The following is a 15,973-nucleotide window of genomic DNA, read 5'->3' as shown; positions in this document are numbered from 1 at the left end:
GCCATTGGCGCGAAAACGGCCCCGCCCGCCGAGACCCGGGCCGTGGTGTACATCGAGGAAGAAGGCGGCGCACACTACCCGCTCACCGAGAGCACCAGCGGCACCTACACCTCTACTTCGCGCACGCTGAACCCGGCCCGCAACTACCGACTGCACATCAGCACGCAGGGCGGCAAGGAGTACCTCTCTGGTTTTGAAGCCGTGCACAACACTCCACCCATCGACGACTTTTCCTGGCGCGCTACTGCCGACGGGCTGAAGCTTTATGTCAGTGCCCACGATGCCAGCAGCTCGACCCATTTCTACCGCTGGGACTACGAGGAAACCTGGGAGAGCATTCCCATCCTCATTCCAACACTGGAGTACCGCAACTTCGACCGCAGCCCTCCCGGTGGCTTGTTCCCCATTACGGTCCGGTTCCCGCAGATTTGCTGGGGTAATGAGAAGTCGCCCGATATCAAGCTCGTCAATACTTCCCGCCTGAGCCAGGATGTGGTGCACGACTACGTGGTGCGCACCCTGCCTACCACCAGCAGCCGGCTGCGCCACACCTACAGCATTCTCATCAGCCAGTTTGCCCAGTCCGAAGCCGAATACCGCTACTGGGAACTGATGAAAAAGAACACCGAGAACATCGGTACGCTCTTCGACCCGCAGCCGGTGCAGCTCACCGGCAATGTGAGCTGCCTCAACGATGATAAAGCATTGGCCATGGGCTTTGTGGGCGTGCACTCTGTGGAGCAGCAGCGCTTGTTCATCCGGCGCAGCCAACTGCCCTTCGACTGGCACATTTCCAGCGGCTACGATAACTGTGTGCCTGACACTATCAAAAAACCCTTGCTCATTCCCATTTATTTCAGCAGTCCCGACAATATTCCGCTGGCCTACGCTAGTGCGGGGGTGCTAGGCATCGACCGCGGCTGCGTGGACTGCCGCCTGTACGGCAGCACCGTGAAACCGTCCTTCTGGCCGTAGTCTTTCCGCTTTGCAACCTGTTTCATTTATGCCTACTCAGCTGGCTACCAACGTGAAAATACACTTAACAAGTGTTGCCAATGGCCTGATGCTCGTGCCAGTGCTCTGGTTTCTGACGGTGACGCTAGCTTATGGCCAAGCCGATTCGCTGGGCGGCCTCACGCGCCAGCTCAGCCAGTACGAGCAACGCGACCCGCACGAAAAGCTCTACCTGCACCTCGACCGACCGATGTACCTCAGCGGCGAAACCGTGTGGTTTAAAGTGTATGCCGTGGACGGCACCTACTCCCGGCCGCTGGCCCTGAGCAGCGTGGCCTACGTGGAGGTGCTCGACGCCAAAAACCACCCGGTGCTGCAAAGCAAAGTGGTCCTGCAAAATGCGGCCGGCCACGGCTCGCTCGCCTTGCCGGCCTCGCTGGCGGCGGGCAGCTACAGTGTGCGCGCCTACACCAGCTGGATGAAGAACTTTGGCCCCGAGACCTACTTCCAGACGGCCGTGACGGTTATCAACACCTTCACGGCCTCGGGGGCAGCCGGCCGCGATTCGGCGGCCTACGATGCCCGCTTCTTTCCAGAAGGCGGCAATCTGGTGCGGGGGCTCCGCAGCAAGATAGCCTTTAAGGTAACCGACCAGACAGGCCACGGCGTGGTGGCTGAGGGCAATGTATTGGATAACAAAGGGGCAATAGTAGCCAAGTTCGCCACGGCGCAGCGGGGCATGGGCAGCTTCTCTTTCACCCCCACCGAAGGCCAGCAGCCTTACACAGCCGTGCTGAAAATTGGCAGTAAACGCAGTATTACCCTCACCCGGCCGCTGCCGCGCAGCTACGACCAAGGGTATGTGATGCGCCTCGACGAAACCAGCTCCACGCAGCTGACGCTGACGGTGAAGGCCACCAGCCGCCAGCCCGAAACGCTGTTTCTGCTGGGCCACTCGCGGCAGAAAGTGGCCCTCGCCCACCGCCTCGATTTGGTTGACGGCCAGGGAACTTATGTGTTTGATAAAGCGCAGCTGCTCGATGGGGTTTCGCACCTCACGCTGTTCACAGCCAAGCGCCAGCCGGTGTGCGAACGGCTGTATTTTCAGGCTCCGCAGCAACGCCTGACCCTGGCTGCCCGGGCCGACAAAGCGCAGTATACCACCCGCGATAAAGTGAGCGTGCAGGTAGCCACTGCCGACCTGGCGCAGCCTACCGCTAGTCTGTCGATGGCCGTATATCAGCTCGATTCGCTCACCACCGCCCCCCCCGTAGCCATTGACGAATACCTCTGGCTCACGGCCGACCTGAACGGCCGGGTTGAAAACCCCGGCTATTACCTCGCTGCTACCGACCCGGAGGCCCGCGCCGCCGCCGACAACCTGATGCTGACGCAGGGCTGGAGCCGGTGGCGCTGGGAAGACGTGCTGGCCCCCACGCCCCGCGCCTTTGAGCACCTGGCCGAGCCGAATGGCCACGTTATTACGGGGCAACTCACGCAGGCCGGCACCGCCAGGCCGCGCGCGGGCGTGATGGCCTACCTGGCATCGCCCAGCCGCATCCCTCGTCTTAGTAACTCGGAAAGCACCGCCGATGGCCGTATTCGCTTTGAGCTGCCATCGCTGACTGGCTCGCGGGAAATCATTGTGCAGACCGACCCCCAGCAGGACAGCACCTGCCAGATTACGCTGCTCGACCCTTTTTCGACCCGCTACGCAGTTCAGCGGCTGCCGCCATTTGGCCTCACGGCCAGCTTTGAGCCAGACTATGCCCGGCGGCACCTGCAGGCGCAAGTTCAGCGGGTGTTCATCGACAAGTTCCGGCGTCTAGCCACCACCGGTCCGGTCGATAGCGCGGCGTTCTTTGGCAAAGCCAACGAGACCTATCTGCTGGATAAGTACACCCGATTTAAGGTGATGGAGGAAGTGCTACGGGAATACGTGCCCGGTGTGGTCGTCCGCATTCGGAAAGACGGGTTCCACCTACTGGTGGCAGACCGGGCCAACAAAGTGCTACTGGAGGACAACCCCATGGTGCTGCTGGACGGCGTGCCGGTGTTCAGCATGAACAAGGCCATGGCCATCAACCCGCTCAAAATCCAGAAGCTGGAGGTACTTGACGGGCGCTATTTTCACGGTTCCGCGATTTATAATGGCCTCGTAAGCCTCACCACCTACAAAGGCGACCTGGAAGGTTTTCCCGTCGATTCCCACGCGCTGGTGCAGCAATACGAAGGTGTGCAACAGCACCGCGAGTTCTATGCTCCGCGCTACGACACGCCCGAGGCTACCAAAAGCCGCCTGCCCGACCTGCGCAACTTGCTTTACTGGAACCCAGAAATCAGCCTGACCGGTGCCAATGCCAAAACCCTGGACTTCTACACCGGCGACCAGGCCGGCCGCTATTTAGTGGTACTGCAAGGTTTGGCGGCGAATGGACTTTCGGGCAGCCAAAGCTTTGTGCTGGAGGTGAAGCCGACGCTATAAAACTACTGCGGACCAAACCCTGAAAAGGCCCTGCTACAAGTTGGTAGTGGGGCCTTTTTTCGGCTATCTATCTCCCGCAACCGTACCTTCGTTCTATGTCCGACACCGCTCCCGCCGCCCCCAAGAAGCTCTTCCTGCTCGACGCTTTCGCCCTCATCTACCGTTCGCACTTCGCGTTCAGCAAAAATCCGCGCATCAACTCCAAAGGCATGAACACCGGAGCCGTGCTCGGCTTCACCAACACGCTGGTGGAAGTGCTGCAAAAGGAGAAGCCCACGCACATCGGCGTGTGCTTCGATGGCCCGAAAAAGACCTTCCGGCACGACCAGTTTGCCGCCTATAAAGCCCAGCGCCAAGCCATGCCGGAGGACATTGGCATTGCCATTCCCTACATCAAGCGCATCATCCAGGGCTTTCACATTCCTATTCTGATGATGGACGGGTTTGAGGCCGACGACGTGATTGGCACGCTGGCGCAGAAGGCCGAAAAGAAAGGCTTTGAGGTGTTTATGATGACGCCCGACAAGGACTACTGCCAGCTGGTGACCGAGCACATCAAAATCTACCGCCCCGCCTTCATGGGCAACGCGGCCGAGATTCTGGACGTGGCCCACGTGCTGGCCCGCTTCGAGATTGAGCGCGTAGAGCAGGTGATTGACATCCTGGGCCTGCAGGGCGACGCCTCCGACAACATTCCCGGCATCCCCGGCATCGGCGAGAAGACGGCCAAGACGCTCATCCAGAAGTACGGCTCAGTGGAAAACCTGCTGGCCCACGTAGACGAGCTCAAGGGCAAGCAGCAGGAAAACGTGCGCAACTTCGCCGAGCAGGGCCTGTTGAGCAAGGAGCTGGCCACCATTCACGTCAACGTGCCGCTGGAGTTCGAGCCGGAAAAGCTGGTGCTGGATGCGCCCGACGAAACGGTGTTGCGCGAGCTGTTTGACGAGCTGGAATTCCGGCAGCTGTCGGCCCGCATCCTGAGCGGCGGCCCCGAACGCACGCCCGCCGGCGTGGCCGCGCCCGGCTCCAAGCCCACGCGCCGGCCCAAGCTGGTGCCGGGCGGCCAGGGCTCGCTGTTTGCCAACCCTGGCGACGAGGCCGTGGCCATTGGGGCCGAAGAAGGCGAAACGGCCGGCTACGGCGCCCCCACCGGCCCGCGCAAGCGGCTCGAAGACGTGCCTTACAACTACCACCTGATTGATACGCCCGAGCTGCGCAAGTCCCTGCTCTCGTTCCTGTTGCAGCAGCAGGAAGTGAGCTTCGACACCGAAACCACCGGGCTGGACACCATGACGGCGCGGCTGGTGGGCCTGAGCTTCTGCTGGCTGCCGGGCGAAGCGTACTATGTGCCCGTGCCGACGGAGGACCACGCCGCCACGCAGGCCATCGTGGACGAGTTCTGCCCGTTTTTCGAGTCGAAAACCATTGTGAAAATCGGCCAGAATATCAAATACGACCTCACCATTCTCAAGCACTACAACGTCAACATCTCGGGGCCGCTGTTTGACACGATGCTGGCCCACTACCTCATCGAGCCCGACATGCGCCACAACATGGACGTGCTGGCCGAAACCTACCTGCACTATTCGCCGGTGAGCATTTTGGAGCTCATCGGGCCCAAAGGCAAGAAGCAGATTACCATGGCCGACGTGCCGCCCGCGCAAGTGAAGGACTACGCCTGCGAGGATGCCGACGTGACCCTGCAGCTCAAGCACGTCTTCGAGCCCATGCTGAAAGACCTGGACCTGCTGGGGCTGCTGAACGACGTGGAAAACCCGCTGGTGCCCGTGCTGGCCGACATCGAGTACGAGGGCGTGAAAATTGACAGCGTGGCCATGGGCGAATACTCGGCCGAGCTGCAGGGCTACGTGAGCGAGCTGGAAACGCAGATTTTCCGCGAAGCCGGGCAGGAGTTCAACATTGGCTCGCCGAAGCAGCTGGGCGAGGTGCTGTTCGATAAAATGGACATCGGCAAGGGCAAAATCAAGAAGACTAAAACCGGCCAGTACGCCACCGGCGAGGAAGTGCTGAGCCTGCTCGCCGCCGACAATCCCATTGCCGCCCTCATCCTCGAATACCGCCAGCTCACCAAGCTGCGCTCAACTTATGTGGAGGCTCTGCCCCAGCTGGTGAGCGTGGTCGACGGCCGCGTGCACACCAACTTCAACCAGGCCGTGGCCGCTACCGGCCGCCTGTCCTCCACCAACCCCAACCTGCAGAATATCCCCATCCGCACGGAGCGGGGCCGCGAAATCCGCAAGGCCTTCGTGCCGCGCGACGATAAGCACGTGCTGCTGGCGGCCGACTACTCGCAGGTGGAGCTGCGCATCATGGCCGACTTCTCGGGCGACAAAACCATGATTGAAGCCTTCCGCATGGGCCAGGACGTGCACACCAGCACAGCCAGCAAGGTGTTCAAAGTGCCCATGGACGCCGTGGATGCGGAGATGCGCCGCAAGGCCAAAACCGTCAATTTCGGCATCATCTACGGCATTTCGGCCTTCGGGCTGGCCCAGCGCATCGGCATCAGCCGCAAGGAAGCCACCGATATTATCGAGACTTACTTCCAGGAATTCCCCTCGGTGAAGGCGTTCATGGACGACAGCATCAACCGCGCCCGCGAGCTGGAATACGCCGAAACGCTCCTCAAGCGCCGCCGCTACCTGCGCGACATCAACTCGCGCAACGCTACGCTGCGCGGCTATACCGAGCGCAACGCTATCAACGCCCCCATCCAGGGCACGGCCGCCGACATCATCAAAATGGCCATGATTAACATCCACCACTGGCTGCGTGAGGAAAAGCTGGGCACCAAGATGATACTACAGGTGCACGACGAACTCGTGTTTGATGCCGTGACGGAGGAAGTCGAGTACATCACGCCCAAAATCAAGGAGTTGATGACCACGGCCCTGCTGCTGCCCCACGGCGTGCCGCTGGAAGTGGAAGTGGGCTCGGGCAAAAACTGGCTGCAGGCGCACTAACTGTGCCTGCAGTTGGCTTGGCCACGCAACTATTTAGCCAGTGTCACGACCACGGTCTGCGATTGGGTACCGTTCGTAATCCGCAGGGTGTCAGAGGTTAGTTTCAGGATGTTGTAGGTACTGGAGTTACTGCTGCCGGTGGTGCCCAGCGCCACGGCCCTGGCAAGCGTGATGGTGAGGCCGGCCTGGTTGTTCTGAAACTGCCACTTGCCGGCCGTCGATTGGGGGTCGGTGGTGTTGGCTTTTAGCTGGCCTTCCTCGAAAACCAGGCTATTATCGCCGTTGAACCGATAGGTGTCGTCGCGCCGGTAAGCCGGGAAGCCTGGGTACACATCCACGGTCTTGTGCGGGGTCACCGTATTATCGGTGTCGAGGTAGGCCACAATGCGCCAGGGATGGCCTGCCAATGCGCTGGTATTGGCATCGAGGGCTGCCGGAGCATCTTTTTTGCAGGCACTGAAGCCAATGCTCAGCAACACAGCTCCGCAAAAGGCAATGCGGCGGGAATATTGGCAGGAAATCATACGGGGAAGGTGGAAAGGCTTTTTATGAATAGCTAAAACTAGCCACGAAACGCGGGGCGCCGGTTCGGGCCCACTCGTTGTGGGCGACGCCCACCGCCCGCACCCTTGTTGTCAGCGGGACGTATAGCCTTTTACCAATTCTTTCTAATCCCAAAGCCATGCGCCAGGAAATCCACACTACCACTCTCCAAAACGTGGCCCGCGGGCTGCTGGGCACCTTTATGATGGTGGCCGGCACCAGCCACCTCACCTTTGCCCGACAGGAGTTTCAGGCCCAGGTACCCGACTTTGTGCCCATGGACAAAGACACGGTGGTGCTGGCATCCGGAGTGGTGGAAATTGGCCTGGGGCTGGCGCTGCTGTTCTGGAAACGGCGCCGGGTGGCCATGGGCCTGGGGCTGGCGGCATTCTACGCGGCGGTATTTCCCGGCAACGTGCACCAGTACACCGAGCGCATCTCGGCTTTCGGCCTCGACACCGATGCCAAGCGGCTGGCCCGGCTCTTTTTTCAGCCCGTGCTGATGGGCGCGGCCCTGTATTCGACCGGGGCTTTGAAGGCCTTGCAACAGCAGAAGGCCCCTCGGAACTAGCTTTGGGCCAGGCAAGGCAGCCTCTACTCGGGCCGCATTGCCTTTTCCGCCGACCTTTGAGCCGCGCGCTATCGCGCTTCTTTGTCGGTCATGAAATTCCCTTTCCTACTAACGCTTGTGCTGCTATGCGGCACCGTTTCCCGTGCCCAGCCAGCTCCATCTTCCGCCGCAATCCTGGCCGTGATGCAAAAGGCCGACGTGCCGGGAATGCAGCTGGTGTACACGCGCGGCGGCAGGGCGCACGCCTACGCGCTGGGCCAGCGCACCGCCGGCCAGCCAGCTGCCGTGGATGCCACCACCACTTTCGAAGCGGCTTCGTTGGGCAAGGCGGTGCTGGCCTATGTCACCCTCCGCCTGCTGGACCGGGGCGTGCTCGACCTCGACAAGCCGCTGCTGACTTACTACCAATACCCGCGGCTACTGGGCGCGGCCAATGCCGACAAAATCACGGCTCGCATGGTGCTGGGCCACACCACCGGCCTGCCCAACTGGGCCACCAATCCGCTCGCGGCGGAGTGGGCCACGGCCCCGCTACGCCTGAAATACGCGCCCGACAGCTGCTGGAATTACTCGGGCGAAGGCTATGTGTTTCTGCAAAAAACCCTGGAGCGCCTCACCGGCAAGCCGTTTGAGACGCTGGCGCGGGAAGAAGTTTTTGAGCCGTTGCACCTGAAGCACAGCAGCTTTGTTTGGCAGGAGCAAATGGCGGCCAACGCCGCCTCGGGCCACGATGGGCAGCGCAAGCCGGTGCCCATCACGCGCTTCCCAGCTGCTTACGGGGCGTTTAGCCTGCTCAGCACTGCCGCCGACTACAGCCGGTTTTTGCAGGCGGTGATGACGGGCCAAGGCCTGAAGCCCGCCACGGCGCAGCTGCTCCTCACGCCCGCCAACGAGGCCCAACGTTGCGGCCAGCCCACCACGGCCACCGACCCGTTCATTGCCTGGGCTTGCGGCGTGGGACTGGCTACTACCAGCCACGGCCTGGCCCAGTGGCAGTGGGGCGACAACGGCAACTTCAAAGGCTTCTACCTAACCTTGCCCGCCGAAAAGGCAACTCTGGTGTTCCTCACCAACAGCTCCAACGGCCCGAAAATGACCGAGGAACTGCTGCGGCTGTTCTTCGGACCGGGCGAGTACCGCGCTACGCAGTGGCTGGCCGAGTAATGGCCGCCGCTGCCCCAGTTGGTGGCACAACCGATTTGCCTCGAACTCAGTAGGAAGCTCATGGAAAAACAGACCCACCAAGGCATCGTTGCTGAACTCATCGGCCTGCTCACCAAGGGCAATGCCCACGCCACTTTTGAAGAAGCCTGCGCCGGCCTCACGCCTGAAATCTGGAACCAGCACGTACCGGAAGTGCCCTACACCATCTGGCAGTTGGCGGAACACGTCCGCATTGCGCAGCACGATATTCTGGAGTTTTCGCTCAGCGAAAAATATGAGTCGCCGGAGTGGCCGGCCGGCTACTGGCCCGCCAAGGATGCCACCGCCGATGAAAAGCAGTGGCAGGCCACGCTGGACCACATCCATGCCGACCGCCAGCGCTTTATCGACCTACTGCACAATGCCAGCACCGACCTACTGGCTCCCATCCCGCACGGCACCGGCCAGACCATCCTGCGCGAGGCCCTACTCATTGCCGACCACAACGCCTACCACACCGGCGAAATCATCTTGGTGCGCCGCCTGCTGAAAGCCTGGAAATAAGGGGCATTTTCAGAAACGCAAAAACGCCCGGCACATCCGATGTGCCGGGCGTTTTTGCGTTTCTGAGAAATTTATTGGCCGTCGTTCTGGTCGGAGCCACGGCCGCCGTGGCTGGCCCGGCCGCCCATGGATGCGATTTCGCGCTGCCGCTCGGGGTCCATGCCGGCAAAGCCCCGGCCACTGCCCCGCCGGTCGTCGTCGCGGTCGCGGACGCGGGTGCTGCCGCGCCGGTCATCGTCGCGGCTGCCGCCGTGGCTGGCGCGGCCACCCATCGAAGCGATTTCGCGCTGCCGCTCGGGGTCCATGCCCGCGAACCCTCGTCTATCGCTCCGCTGGTCATCGTCGCGGTCGTCGTAGTCGCGGTCATCGTCGCGGCCGCCGTGGCTGGCGCGGCCGCCCATGGATGCTGTTTCGCGCTGCCGGTCCGGGTCCATGCTGGCAAAGCCCCGGCCATTGCCCCGTCGGTCATCGTCGCGTTGGCCACGGTCGCGGTCATCGTCGTAGTCGCGGTTGCCGCCGTGGCTGGCGCGGCCGCCCATGGATGCAATTTCACGCTGCCGGTCCGGGTCCATACCCGCGAACCCACGCCCGACGCCGTATGCACTCACGTAGCTGCGGTTGGCTTGTTTGCCGTGGGCGCGGGCCTCGCTGGCATGGCCACGAGCCATCTGAGCGTGCATGGCGCTGCGCTCGGGGTTGCCTTCGTCGTAGCTGTCGGCCGCGGCGTGGTGGTGGCGGGCGGCTTCGCTGTGGTGGCTAGCGGCTTGGCGGTGGCTGTGACTGGCAAGCCCCCCCTGACGGCCGGCTTCCGAATGTTGACTGGAATTTCCTTTGTTTGCCATAACGTTAAAAAATAGAAAGTGAGCGGGAATTGTTTCCCGTATTTACGCACTAGCATTTAGGCAGTTATGGTTGAGTTTTTTATAAGCTCCACCCTTAAGAACGAAGGAGCGACCCTGTTCACCGCATTGTTTTACAAAATCAGGAACATGCAAGCCGATAACGTCGGGCTGGCGGGCAGCACCTTTTTTTTCAATTATTTATATTCAGCTATTCTCCCAGCGGTTTGATACCAACAATCCGTTTTCAGAAGACTTGCTTTTAAGATTGTAGAAGCCCGCATCGATACATTATTCACTTGGTGCAGCCCGACTGCCGCGGCCCCCGACAGCGCCCAACCGGAACCAGCCGCTTCCCGACGACGCAAACCGGCCAGCACGAAACCAAGCCCTTGGAGGCGCTAGCCTTCTACGCCCACCGTGCGCCGAATACCCAACTTTTTCATGCGGGCTTCCAGGGTTTTGGGGTTGATATCGAGTAGCAGGGCCGCGCCCTGCGCGCCGCTTACCCGACCGCCGGTGCGCGTGAGGGCCGCCAGAATGTGGTCGCGCTCCTGCTCTTTTAGCGTCTTGAGCGGCGCAACGCCGGGAGCGGGAACCGCCCCTGCCGCCCCTAGCACCAACGGCGCGGCCGCAAAGCCCGCAAACTCCAGAAACGGCCCCTGGCTCACAATGATGGCCTGCTCCAGCACGTGCTCCAACTCGCGGATATTGCCCGGCCAACTATACGCCTGCAAAGCCGCCAAATCGGTGGGGCGCACCTGGCGGATGGGCTTGCCCAGGCGCTTGCTCAGGCGCTGAACAAAGTGGCGCAGCAGCGGCTCAATGTCCTCGCGGCGCTCGCGCAGCGGGGCCAGCTCGATGGGAAAAACGTTGAGGCGATAGTATAAATCGGCCCGAAAACGGCCGGCGGCCACCTCATCGGCCAGCACCCGGTTGGTGGCGGCGATAACGCGGGCATCGGAGTGCAGCACCTTGGTGCCGCCCAGCCGCTCAAACTCCCGCTCCTGCAATACGCGCAGCAGCTTGGCCTGCAAATCGAGCGGCAGCTCCCCGATTTCATCCAGGAAAATGGAGCCGCCGTTGGCCAATTCGAACTTGCCGATGCGCCGCTCCACGGCTCCGGTGAAAGCGCCCTTTTCGTGCCCAAACAACTCGCTTTCAATAAGCTGGGCGGGCAATGCCGCACAGTTGAGCTTGATGAGGGCGCGCGCGTGGCGGGGCGAGGCATTGTGCAGTTCCCGGGCCACCAGCTCCTTGCCAGTGCCGGTCTCGCCGGATATCAGCACCGTGGTGTCGGTGGGGGCAACCATCCCGATGCGGCGCTCCACCAGTTGCAAAGCGGGGCTGCTGCCGATGAACGTGCCCGAATCGGCCCCGAAGCGGGCGGAAGTGTTGATTTCATCGACCAGATAGGTGCGCTCCTGCTCCACCTGGGCCTTCAACTCCTCAATTTGCTCAAAGGCGAAGAGGTTTTCCAGGGCCAGGGCAATCTGGGGGGTGAGAGCCAGCACTGTGGCCAGGTCTTCGGGGCGAAAGGCTGTGGGGTTGGGCGAGGCCAGCATGAGCACGGCCGCGCCATCGGCCCGCTGCCAGATGGGTACAATAAGCATGGCCCGCGTGCCATATTCCTCATACACATGCCGCAGCAACGGGTAGCGCTGGGCCTGGGCCCGGAAATCATCGGCAACGTAGAGGCCGGGCTCTTTCAGCAAGTCGTTCAGCTGCTGATACATGGCCGCGTTATCAAGCCGATTCAGGCCGTACTGGCGGTTGGGGTCGAGGGCCAGCAGGGGCGCCTCCGGCCCTTCACCGGAGCGCGAAAACTCCGCAAATCCTTCAAATGGCTCCTGTCGCCCGGCCCGCTGCACTCGCAGGCCGAAGTAATCGAACCGCACCACTTGGCTCAGGGCCTCGGCCACGGCCCGGAACAACGGCTCGCGCTGCTTGATGCTGAGCAGGGCATTGGTGATGTTGAGTTGCAGGGTGCGCTCCTGTTCCCGTCGGGCTACTTCTTCGAAAGCCAGGGTGTTAGCTACGGCAATGGATATCAAAGAACCTATTTTTTCCAGTAGCTTTTCGTCGGCGGCCGTGAAGTGAGGCGTGCGGCGCGAGGCCAGCGTCATAAACCCGGTGAGGCGGCCGCCAATGTGCAGCGGCACGGCCGTGAGGTGCGTCACGCCCAGGTGCGTCATCTTTTTGTAGGCCGCATACTCTGGATAATCAGCCAGATACTGCTGCGGCGTGAACTGCTGCACGCGCGGGTCGGCCACCAGTCTTTCGATGGGTGAGCCAGCGATGGGCGAGAAATAATCGGCGCCGGGCGGTAGGGGCGGCGCTTCATCCACGCCATAATAGTCGCGCAGGAACAGGCGCTTCTGCTTCACCTCTTCATCAAACACGTTGATGCCGATGAGGTCGAACGGGAAAATCAGCCGCAGCTTGGTCGTTACCACCTTGAACAGCTGGTCCTTATCGCGGATGGTGGCGATGGCTTCGTTGAGGTGAAGCAAAAGATTTTCGTCGTTGGTAGGCACCAGCTTAGGATTGAATTTCCCTTAAATATCAGGAGTAAAATTACGACAATTCCTGCTATTTGAGGAATAAATAGGTAGACGGCTCTCGCTTCCAATTACTTCAAATGCCCGCAATTTTATTTTAATTATCTAGTATTCAATGAGTAGGTATATAAAATTTTTCTCTCATTGGTGCTGGCATGGCTTTCGGTAAGGGCAGTGCACACCCTATGCCACTTGGCCTTATGTTTTCTCATCAATACCTCAAGGGCTTTGCCGGTTTGTCGCTGTTTGGCGGCCTGCTGCTGGCCCAGCCGGCACTGGCCCAAAACCAGCCCGGCATCCCGGCGGCTTCCCAGGCCATTGGTTTGGCCAGCGACTCCCTGACCCTTGGCGCGACGCTGCAAGCCGTGCTCGACGCCAACCCCAGCATCACCAACCTCACCGAGCTGTCGAATGCTTCGACCAGCCGCCTGAGCCAGACGCGGGCCGGCTTCCTGCCCCAGGTGACGGGCACGGCGACCTACACCCGCATCGACCCCGTGGTGAAGCTGCCTTTCAACGGCGAAGTGCTACAGTTTGCTCCCAACAACAACTACGATTTTCACCTCACGGCGCAGTACCTGCTGTTTGATTTCGGCAAGAACGAGGCGACGGTGAAAGTGGCCGAATCGCAGGTGCAAACGGCGCAGGACAACATCACGGTGGCCCGCCGCGACCTGGCCTTCAACGCCGCGCAGGTGTACTATAACATCCTGTTCATGCGCGAAAGCATTAAGGTACAGGACCAGCAGATTGCCTCGCTGCAAGCCCACCGCGACGAAATGAACAAACGCGTGCAAGCCGGCGTGAGCACCAAGTTTGACGTGACCACCACCGACGTGCGCATCACGCAGGCCCAAAATACCAAGCTCGACCTGCAAAACCAGCTGCGCAACCAGCAGGTGCAGCTGGCCCGCCTGCTGCACAAGCCCGCCCAGGCCGACATTCCGGTGAAGGGCCGCCTCACCTACGAGCCGCAGCCCGTGAACCTGGAGGCCGAAGTAACTAAAGCCAGCAACAACCGCCCCGAAGTGAAGCTGGCCCGCGACGCCGAAAACACGGCCGCCCTGCAGGCCCGCCTCATCGAGAAAAGCAATATGCCGAGCCTCGGTGCCGGCGTGCAGGCGGGGGCCAAAAATGGCTACATCCTGCCCGATATCAACCGGATTCGCTTCAACACGGTAGGCGTGCTGCAGTTGTCGGTGCCGATTTATGACGGCAACAAGAACAAGAAGCAGCGCGTGGAAGCCGCGGCCATGTCCCGCGCCGCCGTGGCCCGCACCGCCGACACGCAGGAGCAAATCCGCGCCGATGTCCGCCAGGCCATCAACAACATGGATTTCAGCCAAGCCCGCCACGAGAATGCCCAGCAGCAGGTAGCCCAGGCCACCGAGGCCCTGAGCAAAGCCCGCGACCGGTACCGCTACGGCGTCGGCCAGAACCTCGACGTGCTGGACGCTGAAACCCAGCTCGCCCAGGCCCGCCTGGCCCTGGTGCAAGCCGAATACAACTACACGCTGGGCCAGTACCAGCTGCGCCGCGCCACCGGCGAGCAGATTTGGCAATAGCAATGAGTGAATTGGTGAATGAGTGAATGGGCGAATGACTCCTTCAACCAACACCTATTCACCTGATTTATTCACTCATTCGCTCATTCACCAATTCACGCATTGAAAATGAATCTCTCCACCATCCTTTGTCCGCTCGATTTCTCGGCCGCGTCGGCTGGGCTGGTGGCCTATGCGGCGGCCCTGGCCGTGGCCACGGGTGCCGAGCTGCGGCTGCTGCACGTGTGCGAGCCGCAGGAGGACCCCACCGGCCAGCAGCCTGATGCGAAAGTTTTTGGCTCTTGCAAAGGCAAGATGCAGGCCCTGCAAGCCTCGGCCGAAGAAGCTGGCGTGTCCCGTGTGCACACCGGCATGGTGCGCGGCGAAGCTGCCCCGGAAATTGTGGCCGAAGCCGACCGCCAACAGGCTGATTTAATTGTTATTGGCGCGCACGGCCAAACGGGCCTTACCCGCTTTTTGATGGGCACTACCGCCGAAATCGTGCTCCGCACCGCCCGGTGCGCCACCTTACTGGTCCGTGCCCCGCACCAACCCGAAACCGCAGTGAACCAGGCCTAACGCCGCCACTGCCCTCCTTTTTTCCGTAAAACACTGCCCCCGAATACTTACTAAGATGGCCCAGACCGAAACTTCCCCCGCCGTAGAAAACGCCCCTGCTCCTTACCCTAACGCGGCCGCCGAAAATGCCCCGCTGGAAGAGCCCAGAAAGCGTAACCCGCTTGTTCTCATTGTTATGTTGCTAGTGCTGCTGGGCGGCGGCTACTACGGTTTCACCCGCTACCAGTTTGCCAAAGCCCACGAAAGCACCGACGACGCCCAGGTAGAAGGCGACGTGTACCCGGTGTTGCCCCGCGTGGGTGGCCCGGTGCTCGAAGTGAAAGTGGACGACAACATGCCCGTGAAGAAGGGCGACGTCCTCGTTACCCTCGACCCGGCCGACTACCAGCAGCGCGTGAACGCCGCTGAGGCTGCCCTCGCCGCCGCCCAGGCCCAGGTGACGGCCGCCCGCGCCGGCGTGGCCACCGCCAGTGCCAACGTGCGCACCGCCCAAACCGGCATCGGCGTGAGCCAGGCCAACCAGGAACGCCTGCAGAAAGACCTGAAACGCAGCGAACAGCTGCGCAAGCAGGATATCATTCCGCAGAGTGAGTACGACGCCGTGCAGGCCAACCTGAAAGCCACCGCCGCCCAGCGCGCCACCGCCACCGACCAGGTGAGCGTAGCTCGCCAGCAGGTAGCCGCCGCCCAGCAGCAAATTGCCGTGGCTCAGGCCGTGGTGAAACAGCGCCAAGCCGACCTCGACAACGCCAAGCTGCAGCTGAGCTACACCACCATCACCGCGCCCCAGGACGGCATCATCAGCAAGAAGAACGTGCAGCCCGGCCAGGTAGTTGGCCCCGGCCAGCAACTGTTTGGCATTGTGGGCAGCGCCCGCACCTGGGTGGTAGCCAACTTCAAGGAAACCCAACTGGAAGATATGAAAGTGGGCCAGCCCGTGAAACTGGAAGTGGATGCTTATCCCAAGGAAGAGTTTCAGGGCCACATCGAGTCGCTCTCGGCCGCTACCGGCGCCCGCTTCGCCCTGTTGCCCCCCGACAACGCCAGCGGCAACTTCGTGAAAGTGACCCAGCGGATTCCGGTGCGCATTGCGCTGGATAAAGTGGACCCCCAGCACCCGCTCCGCGCCGGCATGAGCGTGAATGCGGTGGTGCAGGTGAAGTAAGGTTTGTCATTGCGAGGAGGAACGACGAAGCAATCCGTCCT

General features: G+C 61.5%; 12 protein-coding genes. 9 read left to right on the top strand and 3 right to left on the bottom strand.

Going from position 1 to position 15,973, the window contains the following annotated elements; genetic code table 11:
- The first annotated feature begins 3 nt into the window (after positions 1–3).
- The 3 genes from ACYU7Q_RS20135 to polA all read left to right on the top strand — a co-directional run bounded on the left by ACYU7Q_RS20135 (position 4) and on the right by polA (position 6,423).
- On the top strand, positions 4–975 hold the full coding sequence (locus tag ACYU7Q_RS20135) for a DUF4249 domain-containing protein (protein ID WP_460611416.1): 972 nt from the start codon (positions 4–6) through the stop codon (positions 973–975).
- A gap of 28 nt (positions 976–1,003) precedes the next feature.
- The gene (locus ACYU7Q_RS20130; RefSeq protein ID WP_460611252.1) at positions 1,004–3,439 is read left to right on the top strand and encodes an MG2 domain-containing protein; all 2,436 of its coding nucleotides are present in this window, start codon (positions 1,004–1,006) and stop codon (positions 3,437–3,439) included.
- 95 nt (positions 3,440–3,534) lie between these two features.
- Positions 3,535–6,423, top strand: a complete 2,889-nt coding sequence (polA, locus tag ACYU7Q_RS20125; RefSeq protein WP_460611251.1) for a DNA polymerase I — start codon at positions 3,535–3,537, stop codon at positions 6,421–6,423.
- Between the two features lie 29 nt (positions 6,424–6,452).
- Here the strand turns inward: polA and ACYU7Q_RS20120 are convergent, their stop codons facing one another.
- Positions 6,453–6,947 carry a DUF5004 domain-containing protein gene (locus ACYU7Q_RS20120; RefSeq protein ID WP_460611250.1) on the bottom strand — a complete coding sequence of 165 codons (495 nt, stop codon included), beginning with the start codon at positions 6,945–6,947 and terminating at the stop codon, positions 6,453–6,455.
- A gap of 158 nt (positions 6,948–7,105) precedes the next feature.
- Here ACYU7Q_RS20120 and ACYU7Q_RS20115 point away from each other — a divergent pair, with 158 nt between their 5' ends.
- The 3 genes from ACYU7Q_RS20115 to ACYU7Q_RS20105 all read left to right on the top strand — a co-directional run bounded on the left by ACYU7Q_RS20115 (position 7,106) and on the right by ACYU7Q_RS20105 (position 9,244).
- A complete protein-coding gene (locus ACYU7Q_RS20115; RefSeq protein ID WP_460611249.1) occupies positions 7,106–7,537 on the top strand; it encodes a DoxX family protein in 432 nt (143 codons plus the stop codon).
- A gap of 90 nt (positions 7,538–7,627) precedes the next feature.
- The gene (locus ACYU7Q_RS20110; RefSeq protein WP_460611248.1) at positions 7,628–8,701 is read left to right on the top strand and encodes a serine hydrolase domain-containing protein; all 1,074 of its coding nucleotides are present in this window, start codon (positions 7,628–7,630) and stop codon (positions 8,699–8,701) included.
- 60 nt (positions 8,702–8,761) lie between these two features.
- On the top strand, positions 8,762–9,244 hold the full coding sequence (locus ACYU7Q_RS20105) for a DinB family protein (RefSeq protein ID WP_460611247.1): 483 nt from the start codon (positions 8,762–8,764) through the stop codon (positions 9,242–9,244).
- Positions 9,245–9,315: 71 nt separating this feature from the next.
- On the opposite strand, the gene ACYU7Q_RS20100 is transcribed toward ACYU7Q_RS20105, so the two are convergent.
- Entirely contained in the window at positions 9,316–10,086 is a 771-nt protein-coding gene (locus ACYU7Q_RS20100; protein WP_460611246.1) for a KGG domain-containing protein, read from the bottom strand.
- A 398-nt stretch (positions 10,087–10,484) separates the two neighbouring features.
- Complete coding sequence (locus ACYU7Q_RS20095; RefSeq protein ID WP_460611245.1) at positions 10,485–12,620, bottom strand: sigma-54-dependent Fis family transcriptional regulator; 2,136 nt, start codon at positions 12,618–12,620, stop codon at positions 10,485–10,487.
- Positions 12,621–12,844: 224 nt separating this feature from the next.
- Here ACYU7Q_RS20095 and ACYU7Q_RS20090 point away from each other — a divergent pair, with 224 nt between their 5' ends.
- From ACYU7Q_RS20090 to ACYU7Q_RS20080, 3 genes are all read left to right on the top strand, one after another.
- Positions 12,845–14,209 (top strand): TolC family protein, encoded by a 1,365-nt coding sequence (locus ACYU7Q_RS20090; RefSeq protein WP_460611244.1) that lies wholly within the window; start codon positions 12,845–12,847, stop codon positions 14,207–14,209.
- 108 nt (positions 14,210–14,317) lie between these two features.
- The gene (locus ACYU7Q_RS20085) at positions 14,318–14,767 is read left to right on the top strand and encodes a universal stress protein (protein WP_460611243.1); all 450 of its coding nucleotides are present in this window, start codon (positions 14,318–14,320) and stop codon (positions 14,765–14,767) included.
- Positions 14,768–14,822: 55 nt separating this feature from the next.
- The gene (locus ACYU7Q_RS20080) at positions 14,823–15,932 is read left to right on the top strand and encodes an HlyD family secretion protein (RefSeq protein ID WP_460611242.1); all 1,110 of its coding nucleotides are present in this window, start codon (positions 14,823–14,825) and stop codon (positions 15,930–15,932) included.
- The last annotated feature ends 41 nt before the right edge of the window (positions 15,933–15,973 follow it).

Source organism: Hymenobacter terrigena, assembly GCF_054776515.1.
This window is presented reverse-complemented; position numbering and strand designations above follow the sequence as displayed.

Coding starts and splice junctions, on each gene's coding strand:
- ACYU7Q_RS20130 (WP_460611252.1), top strand. CDS start 1,004: ATGCCTACTCAGCTGGCTACCAACGTGAAAATACACTTAACAAGTGTT.
- polA (WP_460611251.1), top strand. CDS start 3,535: ATGTCCGACACCGCTCCCGCCGCCCCCAAGAAGCTCTTCCTGCTCGAC.
- ACYU7Q_RS20120 (WP_460611250.1), bottom strand. CDS start 6,947: ATGATTTCCTGCCAATATTCCCGCCGCATTGCCTTTTGCGGAGCTGTG.
- ACYU7Q_RS20115 (WP_460611249.1), top strand. CDS start 7,106: ATGCGCCAGGAAATCCACACTACCACTCTCCAAAACGTGGCCCGCGGG.
- ACYU7Q_RS20110 (WP_460611248.1), top strand. CDS start 7,628: ATGAAATTCCCTTTCCTACTAACGCTTGTGCTGCTATGCGGCACCGTT.
- ACYU7Q_RS20105 (WP_460611247.1), top strand. CDS start 8,762: ATGGAAAAACAGACCCACCAAGGCATCGTTGCTGAACTCATCGGCCTG.
- ACYU7Q_RS20100 (WP_460611246.1), bottom strand. CDS start 10,086: ATGGCAAACAAAGGAAATTCCAGTCAACATTCGGAAGCCGGCCGTCAG.
- ACYU7Q_RS20090 (WP_460611244.1), top strand. CDS start 12,845: ATGTTTTCTCATCAATACCTCAAGGGCTTTGCCGGTTTGTCGCTGTTT.
- ACYU7Q_RS20085 (WP_460611243.1), top strand. CDS start 14,318: ATGAATCTCTCCACCATCCTTTGTCCGCTCGATTTCTCGGCCGCGTCG.
- ACYU7Q_RS20080 (WP_460611242.1), top strand. CDS start 14,823: ATGGCCCAGACCGAAACTTCCCCCGCCGTAGAAAACGCCCCTGCTCCT.